At 65.9% G+C, this 14366-nt stretch carries 15 protein-coding genes; 5 read left to right on the top strand and 10 right to left on the bottom strand.

The window, feature by feature from the left end; genetic code table 11:
• Positions 1 to 16: 16 nt before the first annotated feature.
• On the bottom strand, positions 17 to 877 hold the full coding sequence (locus AAG793_RS05180; protein ID WP_341904966.1) for a protein-L-isoaspartate(D-aspartate) O-methyltransferase: 861 nt from the start codon (positions 875 to 877) through the stop codon (positions 17 to 19).
• Between the two features lie 11 nt (positions 878 to 888).
• Positions 889 to 1677, bottom strand: a complete 789-nt coding sequence (gene surE / locus AAG793_RS05185; protein ID WP_341904968.1) for a 5'/3'-nucleotidase SurE — start codon at positions 1675 to 1677, stop codon at positions 889 to 891.
• A 116-nt stretch (positions 1678 to 1793) separates the two neighbouring features.
• On the opposite strand from surE, the gene AAG793_RS05190 reads away from it, so the two are divergent.
• A complete protein-coding gene (locus AAG793_RS05190) occupies positions 1794 to 2768 on the top strand; it encodes an NADPH:quinone oxidoreductase family protein (RefSeq protein WP_341904971.1) in 975 nt (324 codons plus the stop codon).
• 37 nt (positions 2769 to 2805) lie between these two features.
• On the opposite strand, the gene AAG793_RS05195 is transcribed toward AAG793_RS05190, so the two are convergent.
• Positions 2806 to 4164 carry a DUF3422 domain-containing protein gene (locus AAG793_RS05195; RefSeq protein ID WP_341904975.1) on the bottom strand — a complete coding sequence of 453 codons (1359 nt, stop codon included), beginning with the start codon at positions 4162 to 4164 and terminating at the stop codon, positions 2806 to 2808.
• A 209-nt stretch (positions 4165 to 4373) separates the two neighbouring features.
• Here AAG793_RS05195 and AAG793_RS05200 point away from each other — a divergent pair, with 209 nt between their 5' ends.
• The 4 genes from AAG793_RS05200 (at position 4374) to bchO (ending at position 8456) form a co-directional block, all read left to right on the top strand.
• On the top strand, positions 4374 to 4532 hold the full coding sequence (locus tag AAG793_RS05200) for a hypothetical protein (protein ID WP_341904977.1): 159 nt from the start codon (positions 4374 to 4376) through the stop codon (positions 4530 to 4532).
• A gap of 111 nt (positions 4533 to 4643) precedes the next feature.
• Positions 4644 to 5672, top strand: coding sequence for a magnesium chelatase ATPase subunit I (bchI, locus tag AAG793_RS05205; protein WP_341904980.1), 1029 nt, complete (start codon positions 4644 to 4646; stop codon positions 5670 to 5672).
• The gene (locus AAG793_RS05210) at positions 5669 to 7540 is read left to right on the top strand and encodes a magnesium chelatase subunit D (RefSeq protein ID WP_341904982.1); all 1872 of its coding nucleotides are present in this window, start codon (positions 5669 to 5671) and stop codon (positions 7538 to 7540) included. Before bchI ends, AAG793_RS05210 begins: the two co-directional genes overlap by 4 nt.
• A 4-nt stretch (positions 7541 to 7544) precedes the next feature.
• On the top strand, positions 7545 to 8456 hold the full coding sequence (gene bchO, locus AAG793_RS05215; protein ID WP_341904983.1) for an alpha/beta fold hydrolase BchO: 912 nt from the start codon (positions 7545 to 7547) through the stop codon (positions 8454 to 8456).
• A 21-nt stretch (positions 8457 to 8477) separates the two neighbouring features.
• Here bchO and ccmI read toward each other — a convergent pair whose 3' ends face one another.
• The 7 genes from ccmI to AAG793_RS05250 all read right to left on the bottom strand — a co-directional run bounded on the left by ccmI (position 8478) and on the right by AAG793_RS05250 (position 14362).
• On the bottom strand, positions 8478 to 9818 hold the full coding sequence (ccmI, locus tag AAG793_RS05220) for a c-type cytochrome biogenesis protein CcmI (protein WP_341904986.1): 1341 nt from the start codon (positions 9816 to 9818) through the stop codon (positions 8478 to 8480).
• Positions 9818 to 10255, bottom strand: coding sequence for a cytochrome c-type biogenesis protein (locus tag AAG793_RS05225; protein ID WP_341905429.1), 438 nt, complete (start codon positions 10253 to 10255; stop codon positions 9818 to 9820). The genes ccmI and AAG793_RS05225 overlap by 1 nt, the downstream gene beginning before the upstream one ends.
• A gap of 58 nt (positions 10256 to 10313) precedes the next feature.
• A complete protein-coding gene (locus AAG793_RS05230; protein WP_341905430.1) occupies positions 10314 to 10832 on the bottom strand; it encodes a DsbE family thiol:disulfide interchange protein in 519 nt (172 codons plus the stop codon).
• Between the two features lie 74 nt (positions 10833 to 10906).
• Complete coding sequence (locus tag AAG793_RS05235) at positions 10907 to 12901, bottom strand: heme lyase CcmF/NrfE family subunit (RefSeq protein ID WP_341904989.1); 1995 nt, start codon at positions 12899 to 12901, stop codon at positions 10907 to 10909.
• Complete coding sequence (gene ccmE / locus AAG793_RS05240) at positions 12898 to 13386, bottom strand: cytochrome c maturation protein CcmE (RefSeq protein ID WP_341904992.1); 489 nt, start codon at positions 13384 to 13386, stop codon at positions 12898 to 12900. Before ccmE ends, AAG793_RS05235 begins: the two co-directional genes overlap by 4 nt.
• Positions 13383 to 13580 carry a heme exporter protein CcmD gene (gene ccmD, locus AAG793_RS05245; protein WP_341904995.1) on the bottom strand — a complete coding sequence of 66 codons (198 nt, stop codon included), beginning with the start codon at positions 13578 to 13580 and terminating at the stop codon, positions 13383 to 13385. Before ccmD ends, ccmE begins: the two co-directional genes overlap by 4 nt.
• Positions 13577 to 14362, bottom strand: a complete 786-nt coding sequence (locus AAG793_RS05250; protein WP_341904998.1) for a heme ABC transporter permease — start codon at positions 14360 to 14362, stop codon at positions 13577 to 13579. Before AAG793_RS05250 ends, ccmD begins: the two co-directional genes overlap by 4 nt.
• Between the last annotated feature and the right edge of the window lie 4 nt (positions 14363 to 14366).

Genomic DNA, 14366 nt, shown 5'->3' on the forward strand with positions numbered 1-14366 from the left:
TGCAGCAGGGACCAACTCAGCTGATGCCCGATTTTAAGGGCACAAAGTGAACAGCCTCCAGCAAGGTCTGGCGAATGCCCTCGGGTGTCTTGTCAACCACCACCAGGGCCTGCTTGCCGGTGGCCGCCTGAAGCGGGGCCACCAGACGCCCGCCGATGGCGAGTTGCTCAATCCAGGCCGGCGGAATGGCCTCGCCACCGGCCGCAGCGATGATGGCCGCATAAGGCGCACCCTTGGCGTAGCCCACCATGCCATCACCAAACAGAAGATGCACATTCGGAAGCCTCAATGTGCGCAGGTTTTCGCGCGCCTTGTCGTGCAGGCCGCGCAGCCGTTCGATGCTGTAGACCTCACTGGCCAGGTGGCTCAGCACAGCCGCCTGGTAGCCACACCCCGTGCCGATTTCCAGCACGCGCCCGAGCTTGCCCGAGCCCCCCGCCGGCAGGCCGGCACGCAACAGCTCCAGCATGCGGGCCACCACATTGGGCTTGGAGATGGTCTGGCCCAGCCCGATGGGCAGGCTGGTGTCTTCATAGGCCTGGTTAACCAGTGCGGTGTCGACAAACCGATGGCGCTCAACCGCACCCATTGCGGCCAGCACGCGGGCATCGGCCACGCCCTGCGCCGCCAGTTTCTGCACCATACGTGCCCGCACGGCCTGGGAATCCAGCCCTACGCCGCCGGGCGTCACCGGGAGAGAAGGCTTGTTCAGAGGCTTGGCTGCGACCACCGGCGCCACCTGCGCCCTTCCCGCCACCGGTTTTGTCGCTGATGGCATGCCCGCCGAGGGGTTCAGCCGCACCGGGAATCCGGGGCGATTGGTCCCGGTGGTCTTCACAGGGGCGGGCACAGCAGGCGGTTTGGAAACAGGTTTCATCGGGGCGCGGTTCAGGCGTGCGCCGATGTGAGCCGTGCCGCCGTCTCGGTCCAGTACGGCAGACGCTCGTGATCGGTTAGGTCCACATGCAGCGGCGTGATGGACACAAAGCCCTGCGACGTGGCGTGGAAATCGGTCCCGTCACCGGCCTCCTTGGCAGGGCCGGCGCCGCCGATCCAGTACATGGTCTCGCCGCGCGGGCTGGTCTGGGTGATCACGCGTTCTGCCGCATGTCGACGGCCAAGCCGCGCCACCTTCACACCCTTGATCTGGTCATCCGGCAGGTTGGGAATGTTGACGTTCAGCAGCCAGGGCGCCAGCGTCGGTTGTGCGCCATGGGCCACGGCTTCCAGCGAGGGCATCAGTTGCTGCACCAGCTCGCGGGCCCTTTGCGCCGCGACGTCGATGTGGGCCCAGCCCTTTTCCGTCTGCGAGAACGCAATCGCTGGAATGCCGAACAGATAACCCTCCATGGCCGCGCCCACGGTGCCAGAGTAAATCGTGTCGTCGCCCATGTTGGCGCCATTGTTGATGCCGGACACCACCAGATCAGGCCGGTAACCCAGCAGCCCGGTCAGCGCAATGTGCACGCAGTCGGCCGGCGTGCCATTGATGTAGCGAAAGCCGTTGGCGGCGGTGTGCACATACATCGGCGAATGCAGCGTCAGCGCATTCGATTTGGCGCTGTTGTTCTGCTCGGGGGCCACCACTTCCACATCGGCGAGGGTCTTGAGTGCTTCATAGAGGGCAATGATGCCGCTGGCTTGGTAACCGTCGTCGTTGCAGATGAGAATTTTCATCGCCCCATTTTACGGTCGCCGCCGCGACAGACTTCCCTGCAAGGGCAAGCGATTGACGCGTTGCCCTGCCTATGATGTGAAGCGAACCCTGAAGTTTGAGACCACGGAGACACCCCATGCATGCCTGGATTTGTGACAACCCGACCGGCGTTAATGCCCTGACCTGGAAAGAAATGCCCACGCCCGAGCCCAAGGCCGGCGAAGTGCTGGTGCAGATCCAGGCTGCGAGCCTGAACTTCCCCGATCTGCTGATCGTGCAGAACAAATACCAGATGAAGCCGCCGCTGCCCTTTGTACCCGGCTCCGAATACGCGGGTGTAGTGCAGGCGGTGGGTGAAGGCGTGAAGCATCTGAAGGTCGGCCAGGGCGTAGCCTGTCTTTCAGGGACCGGCGGCTTTGGTACCCACACCCTGGCACCGGCAGCCCTGTGCATGCCGCTGCCGCCCGGGTTCCCGCCTGTGGACGCGGCGGCCTTCATCATGATTTACGCGACCTCCTGGCATGCGCTGATGGACCGCGCCCAGCTCAGGGCGGGCGAAACCGTGCTGGTGCTTGGCGCTGCCGGCGGCGTGGGCACCGCCGCCATCCAGATCGCCAAGGCGGCGGGCGCCCGCGTCATCGCGGCGGCCTCGACCGACGAGAAATGCGCGCTGTGCCAATCGATTGGTGCAGACGCCACCATCAACTACAGCCGCAGCAACCTGCGCGACGAGATCAAGGCGCTCACCGGCGGCAATGGGCCTGACGTGATTTACGACCCGGTGGGCGGCGACTTCACCGAACCGGCCTTCCGCTCGATCGCCTGGCGCGGCCGCTATCTGGTGGTGGGCTTTGCATCGGGGCCGATCCCGGCCCTGCCGCTGAACCTGCCATTGCTCAAGGGCGCATCCATCGTGGGCGTGTTCTGGGGCGACTTCGCCAAACGCGAGCCAGAGGCCAACGCAACCATGATGCGCGAGCTGGCCACCTGGTATGCACAGGGCAAGATCAAACCGGTGATTGACCGGACCATGCCAATGGCCGAGCTCAAGGCCGCCTACGCCCACATGGGCTCGCGCGGCGTCAAGGGCAAGCTGGTGATGGTGAACTGAGAACTGAGATCAGCCGCTCTGGGCTCTCTGGAATTGATTACTTGCGGTTGACCGGTTGCAGGCGCTTGTGAATGCGCCGGGTCGCCGTCCAAGCCACCCACAACACCAGCGGGACTGACGCGCCCGCAGCCATTTCAGGGTTGATGGGAAAGCCGGCCGCATTCAGCGCCTTGCCACCGTACAGCAGCAAGCTGACTACGTAGTACGAGATGGCCGCGATCGACAGACCTTCCACGGTGGTCTGCAGCTGGAGTTGCAGTTCCTGGCCACGCGTGAGTTTTTCAAGCAGCTGCTGGTTCTGCACCTCAGTGGCGATGTCGACCCGTGTGCGCAGCAGCGCACTGGTGCGCGCCACACGCTCCGACAGCGAGGTGAGGCGCTGCGCAGTTGCCGCAACCGTGGCAATCGCGGGCGACAGCCGGCGCTGCATGAACTCGCCCATGGTCTGCGTGCCGGGAATCGCGCGTTCGCGCAGTTCCGTGATGCGCTGCGAGACCAGCTCGTTGTACGCACGCGTGGCCGAAAACCGGTAGACATGCTCGGCGGTGGCGCGCTCCACCCGGGCGGCCAGTGAGACCAGCGTGTCCAGCAGTTCCTGGTCGGACGCAGCCTTGTTCTCCAGGTTGGCCATGATGTCAGCCAGCGCCTTTTCGGACTGCGACAGCATGGGCCCGAGTTGCTTGGCCACCGGCAGGCCCCGCAAAGCCATCAGGCGATAGGTTTCCAGTTCCAGCACGCGCTGCGAGACGCGCCCCGCACGGGTGTCCAACGTGTCCGGCGGTGCCACCACCAGAATGCGCTCAAAGCCGTCGGGCCGCAGCAGGAAGTCACTCACCGCCCAGGAATGACCGTTTCGCCCGAGCACCGATGCAGTAGACGGGGTGTTGCCCAGCCACGCGCGGGCCGCCGACAGGGTCTGCTCGGGGGTTTGCAAATCACCCGGCACCATGCCCATCAGGATCGCCGCGATGGTTTTCCCGGGAATCTCGCGCAGCCACTGCAGATTGATCAGCAGGCCCTGCAGCAGGTCGGGGTTGACGGCACCCAGCATCGCACCTTCGGGCAAGGGCTGCACGATGGAATAACGCGTGAACTCGGTGTGACGCTCCCATTTCATCGTGTAGTGGTCAAGCCGCAAACGCAGGAAATTCAGCGCGAGATCGTCCGTCGTCAACGCCTCTTGGCCGGGCAGGCGGCGCAGGTGCCTGCATTCGTCTTCACGGCTGACCCCCTCGTTGAGTACCGCAACGTACACCACCAGCGCAGGCAGGTGAATCCGGGCGGTGGGCCGGGCATGTACTTCGTTGTGCAGCGTGTGCCGCTCGATGTCATCTGGCGGCAGGCAGGATGGCAGCGCATCGGTACGGCCGGTCGTGGGCGTGTTGGAAGAAGTCATGACACGATTGTGAGGGATTCGGCCTGAAAATGCCTCCCCCAATCAGACCCCTGCTGCTGGTTTTGGAGAGACGACGACAGCCCTGCCTGCAGAAGGCCTGCACGCATACCGAAATTGCCAGTCAAAATAGCGAGTGTCACAGCCGCTGGAGTTCTCCCCCCGGGCCAGCATGATCCGTATTCGCGCACCATATTTCAGAAAGCACCACCATGGGTATTTGGCTTGAACTGGGCATTTTCATCGTTGTGATCGCCTGGGGCTTCTGGCAGCTCCACGACGTCAAGCAGGCCAAAGCCAAACGGCTGGCCGATGAAGCCCAGGCCCGCAAGCACAAGGCCCCTGAAGCGTCCGACTCGCCACATCCCTGAAGCGCCTTCGCATGCCTGCGGCTGCGCGCCGCCAGCCTTGCAGCCTGCGCCCTGTATTTCAGTACTATCCCGCTGAAAAGGCGCGCCGCCCTGTGCAATACTCAAATTGATATGGCAAATACATTTCCTTTTTCGGCGATCGTGGGTCAGGATGAGATGAAACTGGCGATCCTGATCGCCGCCGTGGACCCCCGCATCGGGGGCATTCTGGTGTTGGGAGACCGCGGCACGGGAAAGTCCACCGCCGTGCGGGCACTGGCGGCGTTACTACCACCGATGCGCGCTGTGGTCGGCTGCCGTTATGGCTGTGATCCGGCCGATGGGCAGCCCTGCTGCGAAGAGTGCGCTGCGCTGAAAGCCTCCGGCAAACCAGTCAAGACCCACTTGGTGCCCGTGCCAGTGGTCGACCTGCCCCTGGGTGCCACAGAAGATCGCGTGGTCGGCGCCCTTGATCTGGAACGTGCGCTGTCGCAAGGCGTGAAGGCTTTCGAGCCCGGGCTGCTGGCCCGCGCCAACCGCGGCTTTCTGTACATCGACGAAGTGAACCTGCTGGAAGACCATCTGGTGGACCTGCTGATTGACGTGGCCGCCTCCGGCGAGAACGTGGTGGAGCGCGAAGGCCTGAGCGTGCGGCACCCGGCCCGCTTCGTGCTGGTGGGCAGCGGTAACCCAGAAGAAGGCGAACTGCGCCCGCAACTGCTGGACCGCTTTGGCCTGTCGGTTGAAGTGCGTACGCCGGGCGATCTGGCCAGCCGCATTGAAGTGGTGAAGCGCCGCGACGCCTTCGAACAAGACCCTGCCGGCTTTGCCGAAGCGTGGAAGAAGGAAGGTGACCGCATTCGCCGCAAGCTGGTGTCGGCGCGCAAGCGCCTGGACGACGTGAAGATTCCGGATGCGGCGCGCGAGCGGGCCTCGGAGCTCTGCATGGCATTGGGTACCGACGGCCTGCGCGGCGACATGACGCTGATCCGCGCGGCCCGTGCGCTGGCCGCCCTGCAGGGCGACGCAGCCGTGAACGACTCGCACCTGCGCAAGGTGTCCGGCCCGGCCCTGCGCCACCGCCTGCGCCGCAATCCGCTTGACGACGCCGGCTCCACCGTGCGTGTGGAACGCGCCGTGGCCGAACTGCTGGGCTCATGACCCCTGACACCGCGCTGGTCGCAGCGCTGCTGGCCATAGACCCTGCCGGTCTTGGCGGCGCTGCCCTGCGCGGGCCCGCCAGCGACCTGCGCACAGAGTGGACGGAGCTCTTACGCTCCCTGCTCCCCGTCGGCGCACCGGTGCAACGCATTCCCCTTAGCGCCACTGAATCCGCACTGCTCGGCGGACTGGACCTCGCCGCCACGCTGCATGCTGGTAGAGCCATCGCACAACAAGGTCTGCTGGCCCGCGCCAACGGCGGCGTGGTTCTACTTAGCATGGCCGAGCGCGCACCCGCCAGCACAGCTGCGCACCTGGCTGCGGTGCTCGACCATGGCGAAGTGGTGCTGGAGCGCGATGGACTGACACAGCGCCGCCCTGCCCGGCTGGCCGTTGTCGCGTTCGACGAAGGGCTGAACGATGAAGAAACCGTCTCTGCTGCACTGCTGGACCGGCTGGCTTTCCACTGCGTGCTGGATGAACGCTTTGAACGCGCCGGTACCGTGGGCGACGACCAATGGCAGCGCGCCGACATCGATGCCGCCCGCGCCCTGCTGCCCTCGGTGACGTGTGGGCCGGACACCATCGAGGTGCTGTGCAGCACAGCGGTGGTGCTTGGCATTGCCTCCATGCGCGCGCCCTCGCTGGCGCTGCGTGCGGCCAGGGCGGCCGCGGCGCTGACCGGTGCGACGCAGGTGGATGCAGAACACACTGCGCTCGCTGCGCGTCTGGTGCTGGGCCCACGCGCCACGCGATTGCCCGCGGCCGCCGCAGACGAAACCGACGACACCACAGACGAAGCCTCCGACACATCCGAGCCGCGCGACAGTCCACCACCGGACAACGCCACCGCCGAAGACGCCCCCACACCACCGACCGACCTCGACGTCAAGCCAGACGACGTGCAGGATGAAGATCAGCCCCCCCCTGCGCCGGAAGAAGCACTGCAGGAAATGGCCGTGCAGGCCGCGCTGGCTGCGATCCCGCCGGGCTTGCTGACAGCCCTCAAGGCCGGGCAGGTGCGCACCAGCGCAGCCAAGGGCAGCGGCGCGGGGGCGGCAGACAAAAACCTGCGCCGCGGCCGACCCATCGGCACACGGCGCGGCGAGCCGCGCAACGGCGCCCGCCTGCATGTGCTGGACACCCTGCGTGCGGCAGCGCCGTGGCAGAAGTTGCGCCAGCCCCCGGCGGGCTCCGGAGCCCCAACCCCTCCGACGCCACCAGCCATGCGCCGTATTCAGGTGCGCCGTGAGGATTTCCATGTCATGCGCTACCGGCAGAACCGCCCGACCACCACGCTGTTTGTGGTCGATGCCTCCGGCTCTGCGGCGCTGCACCGGCTGGCCGAAGCCAAGGGCGCTGTCGAACTGCTGCTGGCCGACTGCTATGTGCGGCGTGACCGCGTGGCCGTGATCGCCTTTCGCGCCCAGGGCGCCGAGGTGCTGCTGCCGCCCACGCGCTCGCTCGCGCGGGCCAAGCGCAGCCTCGCCGCACTCCCTGGGGGTGGCGGTACCCCGCTGGCGGCTGGCATGGATGCGGCGCGTGAGCTTGCGCAGCAGATCGGGCGGCAAGGCGAAACGCCGGTTGTGGTGCTGCTCACCGATGGCCGCGCCAACATTGCGCGCGACGGCACACCTGGCCGCAAGCAGGCCGGGCAGGATGCCCTACTGGCGGCGCGCGAGTTCAAGCTCGCTGGCCTGACCACGCTGCTGATCGACACCTCGGCACAGCCGCACGCCACCGCCCGGACGCTGGCCGAGGCCATGGGCGCCACCTATGTGCCCATGCCTTACGGTGGCGAGCGGCAGTTGTCGCGCGCGGTGCAGGCAGCCCAATCGATTCAGGGCTCCTCGCCTTCAGCGCGCTGACACCATGCACGAGCGCCTCGACTGGAACCGCGACGGGCACGATTGGCCGCATCGCGAAGCCAGCCAGTTCATCGAGGCGGCGCAGTTGCGCTGGCATGTGCAGCGCTGGGCGCGCGATGTGGATGCGCACGGACCCGCGCCACTGATCCTGCTGCTGCACGGCACCGGGTCGTCCACCCATTCCTGGCGTGGCCTGGCACCGCTGCTGACGCGGCACGCTGATGTGCTGTCGCTGGATCTGCCGGGGCATGGCTTCACCGGCATGCCCGCCGATGGCGCGGCGTCGCCGCAGCTGTCATTGCCCGGCATGGCACAGGCTGTTTCGACCTTGCTGGGTGCGCTGCAGGTGTCGCCCACGCTGGTGATCGGGCATTCCGCCGGCGCTGCGGTCGCCGTGCGCATGGCGCTTGACGGCCTGATCGCACCGCGCGGCATCGTCGGGCTCAATGCTGCGCTGCTGCCGCTCAGTGGCCTCGCTGGTCAGCTGTTTTCCCCGGTAGCCAAGTTGATGGCCGGAACCAGTTTCGTGCCGCGTTACTTTGCTTCGAGGGCCACGCAGCCGTCGGTCGTGAAGCGCCTGATTGACAGCACCGGCTCCACGCTCGATGCCGAAGGCATGGCGCTCTACGGGCGTCTGGTGGCCAGCCCGGGGCACGCAGCGGGTGCGCTCGGCATGATGGCCAACTGGGATCTCGACACGCTGGCAGAGCGCTTGCCGCGGCTGCAGACGCCGCTGGATCTGGTGGTGGGCACCAACGACCGCACCGTGCCGCCATCGCAAGCCGATAGGGTGCTCGCGCGCTTACCCTCAGGTCTGCGCTCCAGCCTCACCATGTTGCCGGGGCTTGGGCATCTGGCGCATGAAGAGCAACCGCAGCAGGTGGCTGAGCTGGTGCGCCAGCGTTACTTCAGCTGAACGCGGCCCGACGGTTGCAGACTAGGGCTGCACCTGATCGATGGTCAACTCGATGCCGCGTGCACCGAGCTTGAGCGGGGTGCTCTGTCCCACCAGATCGCCGGACTGCGGCAGGGCCTCACCCGATCGGGAAATGCGGGCCGACACCACCACCTCGGGGAACCGCGACAGGCGCAAATCGGGCGACATCGCGAGCTGATCATCGAGCGTGAAGCGGGCCGGCAGCTCGCTGGCCTTGAGTCGCAAAATAGCCAACGGCATGCGCGGGCCTTGTGCGGCACGAGCGAACACAAACAGCGTGTCGCCCGGGCCGACGCGCGACGCCAGTGCAGGGGCCAGCCGTACCGTGCCGCTGACGGCCGATGCGGGATCGCCCTTGGGCGGTGTGGCGCGATCACTGGCTTCGGCTATGGCACCTTTTGGCGTTGGTGCCGCGGGTACCGATGGTGAAGATGGGCTGACGGGCGCGGTCGCCACCTGCCCGGCGCTGCTGCGCGCGGCTTCCAGACTGCGGTCCAGACCGTTGGCGAACTCACTGCCGGGCGGTACCAGCTCGCGGGCGCGCTGCCAGAAGCCAGTGGCAGCAGCGAAATCAGCGCGCTCAAACGCGGCGCTGCCCGCCAGTGCCAGTGCCTTGAGATTTTTCGGGTCCAGCGCCAGTGCCTTGTCGACCAGCCGGGTTGGTTCACCCGCGCTTTTGCCGCCTTGCATCAGGGCCAGAAGATCGGCACGGTCGGCCAGCAACTGGGCGTCACGCGGGGACATCTCGATGGCCCGCGCAAAGGCGCGGTCGGCGTCCGGATAACGCTGCAGCGCGGCCATGGCGCGCGCCAGCAGGGCCCAGCCCTCGGGGTCGGCCTGTCCGGGTGGCAGGCTCTCCAGCCGCGCGGCCATGGCCGTGACCATGGCTTCGACCTGCGCTTGCGTCACAGGCTCTTCACCCGTGGCCGCCGCCACCGGGGCAGGCTGCAGTGCCTCGGGCGCGCCCAGTTGTCCGTACAGAACGACCGCCAGCAAAGGCACCAGCAGCGACACGGCCGCCACGGTAGGCCAGCGCTTCGAGTCGGTCGCTGCCCGGCCTGCAGCAGGCGGTGAAGAGGCGACGTCGCCCGCCTCTTCCAGCGCGCGGCGTGCCAGTTCCTCGCGGGCTACTGCATACTGCTCTGCCGATACCAGCCCCTGCGCGCGGTCCGTCTCCAGTTGCGCCGACTGCTCCCTCAGGATGGTCAAGCCCGCGCCGGAAGGCAAGGCCGCCGAAGACCCGTTCACCGTCGCATCAGCCGGGCGGCGCAGCAAGGGCGGCAACAACAAGGCCAGAACAACAGCAACCAGCAGCAGGCCACACAACACAAACCAGATCATCAGGAGTCCCCGCTGCCTTGCAGCATCTTTTGCGCACGCGCCAGCTCTGCGCTGCTCAAGGCCGGCGCCTCGCCCGGCCGCTGGCGACGGATGCGTCGCACCAGCGCCCAGCCACCGATTAGCAACAACACAAACGGCCCCACCCACAACAGCACCGTCGTGGCCTTCAGAGGTGGCCGGTAAAGCACGAAATCGCCATAGCGCTTGGCCATGAATTCCAGAATCTGCGGCTGGGTGCGGCCCTGCTTCAGCTGCTCACGGATCTGCTGGCGCAGATCAACGGCCAGATCGGCTTGAGAAGCCGCAATGGTTTCGTTCTGGCAGACCAGGCAACGCAGCTCTTCGGCAATCACCATCACCCGCGCTTCCAGTGCCGGGTCGGCAGCGCTGGGCACGGCCGTATTCGCGAGTGCACCGCCAGCCGCGCAAAACGCCACTACACAAACAACCGACAGATGGGCGTACAGCTTGCGGAAAAATCGATTGAGCACGCGATCAGGCACCGAGCTTCTCCAGCAGCGGCAGGATGGTGTCGCGCAAGACCTGCGGCGTAACTTCACCAATCTGCTTGTAGCGGATCACGCCGTCACGATCAATCACAAAGGTCTCGGGCACGCCATACACACCCAGCTCGATGCCGACGCGGCCATCGGTGTCAGACAGCGAAGTGCGGTAGGGGTCACCGTACTTGCCGAGCCAGCGCAGCGCGTCGTCGCGGCGGTCCTTGTAGTTGAGGCCGATCAGCGGCACAGAATTCCGCTTTGCAAAATCCACCAGCACCGGGTGTTCAGACTGGCATGCCACACACCAGGAAGCCCAGACATTGAGCACCCACACCTGCCCGCGCAAGTCTTGCGGCGACAGGCTGCGAGAGGGTTGTGCCAGTGTGGGCAGATTGAACGCCGGCAGCGGCTGATTGATCAGCGGCGAGGGCACCTCTTTCGGCTTGAGGCCGAGGCCTGCGGCCAGAAAACCGATCAGCACCACGAAAATTCCCAGTGGCAGCCAGCGCATCGGGCTGGCGGTGTTGCGAGCGGCTCCGGACGGCTCCACAGGCACCTCGGGTTTGGCGACTGGCGAGGTTTCGCTCATGCGGCCGCTCCCGCTGTGGCCGCTTGCAGAGGGTTGCCAGCATGTGCAGGGCTCACAGCCCGGCGCGCGCGGTAACGCCTGTCAAGCACGGCCAGCAGGCCGCCCAGCGCCATCAAGAGGCAACCGCCCCAGATCCAGTTCACCATCGGTTTGTGGTGGATGCGCATGCTCCACGCCGTGGCGCTGACAGGCTCGCCCATGGCCACATACACATCGCGCCAGATGCCGCGGTCAATGGCCACCTCGGTCAAGGGCATGCGGCTGACCAGATAGATGCGCCGCTCTGGCTCGAGCATGCCGATAACCGAATCACCTTTTGTCACCAGCAGGCGCGCACGCGCGGCGCTGTAGTTAGGGCCCTGGATCAGCTGCACGCCTTCCAGACGGACGGTGTAGCCACCCGCATCGGCCGTGTCGCCGACTTCCATGCGCACATCGCTCTCGCTCTGGAAACTGCTGACCACCGTGACACCGGCCACAAACACCGCCACACCCAGATGCGCCAGCAGCATGCCGTAGTAACTGCCCGACTGGGAGCGCAGTCTTTGCACCAGGCCCGTCGATGAACCGGCGCGAATCCGCTCCACCAGCTGACCCAGGGTGCTGCAGGCAATCCACACGGCCAGCCACAAGCCCAGGCCCGTCATGGGCGACCACTGCTGCACCCACACCATCGCAATCACTGCGGCCACCACACTCAAACCAAAGGCCCAGCGCAAGCGGCGGGCGAGGTCACCCACTTCGGCCTGCCGCCACCGCGCCATCGGACCCACGCCCATCAGGAACAGCGCCGGTGTCATCAGTGGCACAAAAACGGCGGTGAAGTACGGCGGCCCCACCGAGAGCTTGCCCATGCCCAGCGCGTCAATCAGCAGCGGATACAGCGTGCCGAGCAGCACGGCGGCCGTGGCCACCAGCAGCAGGACGTTGTTGACCAACAGCATGGATTCGCGCGAGACCATCTCGAACTGCCCGCCCATGCCCACGCGCGGCGCGCGCCACGCAAAAAGAGCCAGCGAGCTGCCGATGACCAGCACGAGAAACAGCAGAATGAAAACGCCGCGCGCCGGGTCAGTCGCAAACGCATGGACCGAGCTCAGCACGCCAGAGCGCACGATGAAGGTGCCGAGCAGCGACAGCGAAAACGCCAGAATCGCCAGCAGGGCTGTCCACATCTTGAAGCTGCCGCGCTTTTCAGTGACGGCCAGCGAATGAATCAGCGCGGTGGCGACCAGCCACGGCATGAAGGAGGCGTTCTCCACCGGGTCCCAGAACCACCAGCCGCCCCAGCCCAGCTCGTAATACGCCCAGAAGCTGCCCAGCGCAATGCCGCAGGTGAGAAAGCACCAGGCGGCAGTGGTCCAAGGGCGCGACCAGCGGGCCCACGCTGCATCGAGCTTGCCGGACAGCAGCACCGCCACGGCAAATGCAAACGGCACCACCAGTCCGACATAGCCCATGTACAGCATGGGCGGATGAATCGCCATGCCCGGGTCCTGCAACAGGGGATTGAGGTCCTTGCCGTCCATCGGTGCAGGCAGGATTCGCTCGAACGGGTTGGAGGTGAACAGCGTGAACAGCAGAAAACCGCAGTTGATGAGGCCCATCACGCCGAGCACGCGCGAGACGAGTGGCAACTCCAGACGCCGCGAAAACAGCGCCACCGCCAGCGTCCAGCCAGCCAGAATCAGCGACCACAACAGGATGGAGCCCTCATGGTTGCCCCAGACGGCGGAGAAGCGGTAAATCAGCGGCAGCGCTGTGTGCGAATGCTGGGCCGCCAGCAGCACCGAAAAATCATCGGTGATGAAAGCATGCGTGAGAACCGCATACGACAGCGCAATCAGCAGGAACTGGCCCAGCGCCGCCGGGCGTGCCATGGCCATCCACGGCGCATGACCGCGATGGGCACCCCACAAGGGCAATACGCCCAGCACCAGGGCGACCGCCAGCGCCAGCATCAGCGAGAAATGACCCAGTTCATAAATCATGGTTTGGCTCCGGGCGTGCCGGAAGTAACTGAAGTTGAGGCTGCGGCTGGGGTTGCAGCGGAGGATTTCGCCTGCTCCAGCGCGGCGGCGGCTTCAGGCGGCATGTAGTTTTCATCGTGCTTGGCCAGCACCTGATCGGCGCGGAATACGCCGCTGCTGTCAAGCCGGCCCTGCGCCACCACGCCCTTGCCTTCGCTGAAGAGGTCAGGCATCAGCCCGGTATAGGTCACTGGCACGGTGTGCACCATGTCGGTCACGACAAAACGGATGGTCAGCCCCTGCGGGTCACGCACCACACTGCCCACTTGGACCATGCCACCCACCCGGAAGCTGCGTTCGCGCGGCGCTTCCTTCGCGGCGATCTGGGACGGACTGAAAAAGAACACCATGTTGCTCTGGAAGGCATTGAGCACCAGTGCGCTGGCAATGCCCAGCGAGGCCAGTCCGCAGACGATGGCCGCGAGTCGTTTATGTCTGGCCTTCATGCATTGCTTCCGGTGGGTTGTTGATCGGCAGCGGATGGGCCGGACGACTGCAGGGCCTGCTGGTCCAGCGCGTGGCGCCTTGAGCGCAGCAGAAACACCTCCAGCCCCATCGTCACCGCGCACATGCCGAGCGAGCCCCACACATACAGCCCATAGCCACCCATGGCCAGAAAACTGCCTAACGATTCATTCATGCGGCCTCCGACAGGCTGTGGGTTTGCCGCGTCCAAGCGGCGTGGCGCTCGCGTTCGCGGATGATGACCCGCACCCGCGCCAGCGCCACGGCAATGCAATACATCCAGAAGGCCAATGCCATCACCAGCATGCCCAGCAGCATCGGCGTGGCCATGCTGGGCGCCTTGGTCAGGCTGACCGAAGCCCCCTGATGCAGCGTGTTCCACCACTTGACCGAGAAATAAATGATGGGCACGTTCACCACGCCCACCAGCGCCAGAAGCCCGGCCGCACGGTCGGCCCGGCGCTCGTCTTCAATCGCGCCGTGCAGCGCCATGAAGCCGATGTAGAGAAACAGCAGCACCAGCTCGGATGTGAGCCGCGCATCCCACACCCACCAGGTGCCCCAGGTGGGCTTGCCCCACAGGGCGCCCGTCCACAGGGCCAGAAAAGTCATCAGGGCACCAGTAGGCGCCAGCGCACAGGCCATCATGGACGACAGCCGCGAATTGAGCACCAGCCCGACCCCCGCCCACCCGGCCATGGCCAGGTAAATCACCATCGACATCCACGCGGCTGGCACATGCACGAAGATGATGCGGTAGGCCTCGCCCTGCTGTGCGTCGGTGGGTGCCACCCACAGACCGATGTACAGACCCATGACGCCCAGCAGCACAGCGGCGGCGGTGAACCAGGGCACCAGCTTGCCAGCCAGTGGATAAAAACGGTGTGGTGCCGCAAAGGCGAACCACTGAATGCGCCGGTCCGCGCGGGGCGTCTCGGAGGGTTGCGGAAAATTCAAAACA

The organism is Polaromonas sp. YR568 (assembly GCF_943372955.1).
In the GTDB taxonomy this organism is placed as follows: Bacteria; Pseudomonadota; Gammaproteobacteria; order Burkholderiales; family Burkholderiaceae_C; genus Polaromonas.

What these genes read in the sequence shown, in the direction of transcription:
- bchO (WP_341904983.1), top strand. Translation starts at nt 7,545, where the DNA reads ATGCACGAGCGCCTCGACTGGAACCGCGACGGGCACGATTGGCCGCAT.
- AAG793_RS05210 (WP_341904982.1), top strand. Translation starts at nt 5,669, where the DNA reads ATGACCCCTGACACCGCGCTGGTCGCAGCGCTGCTGGCCATAGACCCT.
- ccmD (WP_341904995.1), bottom strand. Translation starts at nt 13,580, where the DNA reads ATGAATGAATCGTTAGGCAGTTTTCTGGCCATGGGTGGCTATGGGCTG.
- AAG793_RS05195 (WP_341904975.1), bottom strand. Translation starts at nt 4,164, where the DNA reads ATGACTTCTTCCAACACGCCCACGACCGGCCGTACCGATGCGCTGCCA.
- AAG793_RS05235 (WP_341904989.1), bottom strand. Translation starts at nt 12,901, where the DNA reads ATGATTTATGAACTGGGTCATTTCTCGCTGATGCTGGCGCTGGCGGTC.
- AAG793_RS05200 (WP_341904977.1), top strand. Translation starts at nt 4,374, where the DNA reads ATGGGTATTTGGCTTGAACTGGGCATTTTCATCGTTGTGATCGCCTGG.
- AAG793_RS05190 (WP_341904971.1), top strand. Translation starts at nt 1,794, where the DNA reads ATGCATGCCTGGATTTGTGACAACCCGACCGGCGTTAATGCCCTGACC.
- AAG793_RS05230 (WP_341905430.1), bottom strand. Translation starts at nt 10,832, where the DNA reads ATGCGCTGGCTGCCACTGGGAATTTTCGTGGTGCTGATCGGTTTTCTG.
- AAG793_RS05180 (WP_341904966.1), bottom strand. Translation starts at nt 877, where the DNA reads ATGAAACCTGTTTCCAAACCGCCTGCTGTGCCCGCCCCTGTGAAGACC.
- surE (WP_341904968.1), bottom strand. Translation starts at nt 1,677, where the DNA reads ATGAAAATTCTCATCTGCAACGACGACGGTTACCAAGCCAGCGGCATC.
- ccmI (WP_341904986.1), bottom strand. Translation starts at nt 9,818, where the DNA reads ATGATCTGGTTTGTGTTGTGTGGCCTGCTGCTGGTTGCTGTTGTTCTG.
- bchI (WP_341904980.1), top strand. Translation starts at nt 4,644, where the DNA reads ATGGCAAATACATTTCCTTTTTCGGCGATCGTGGGTCAGGATGAGATG.
- ccmE (WP_341904992.1), bottom strand. Translation starts at nt 13,386, where the DNA reads ATGAAGGCCAGACATAAACGACTCGCGGCCATCGTCTGCGGACTGGCC.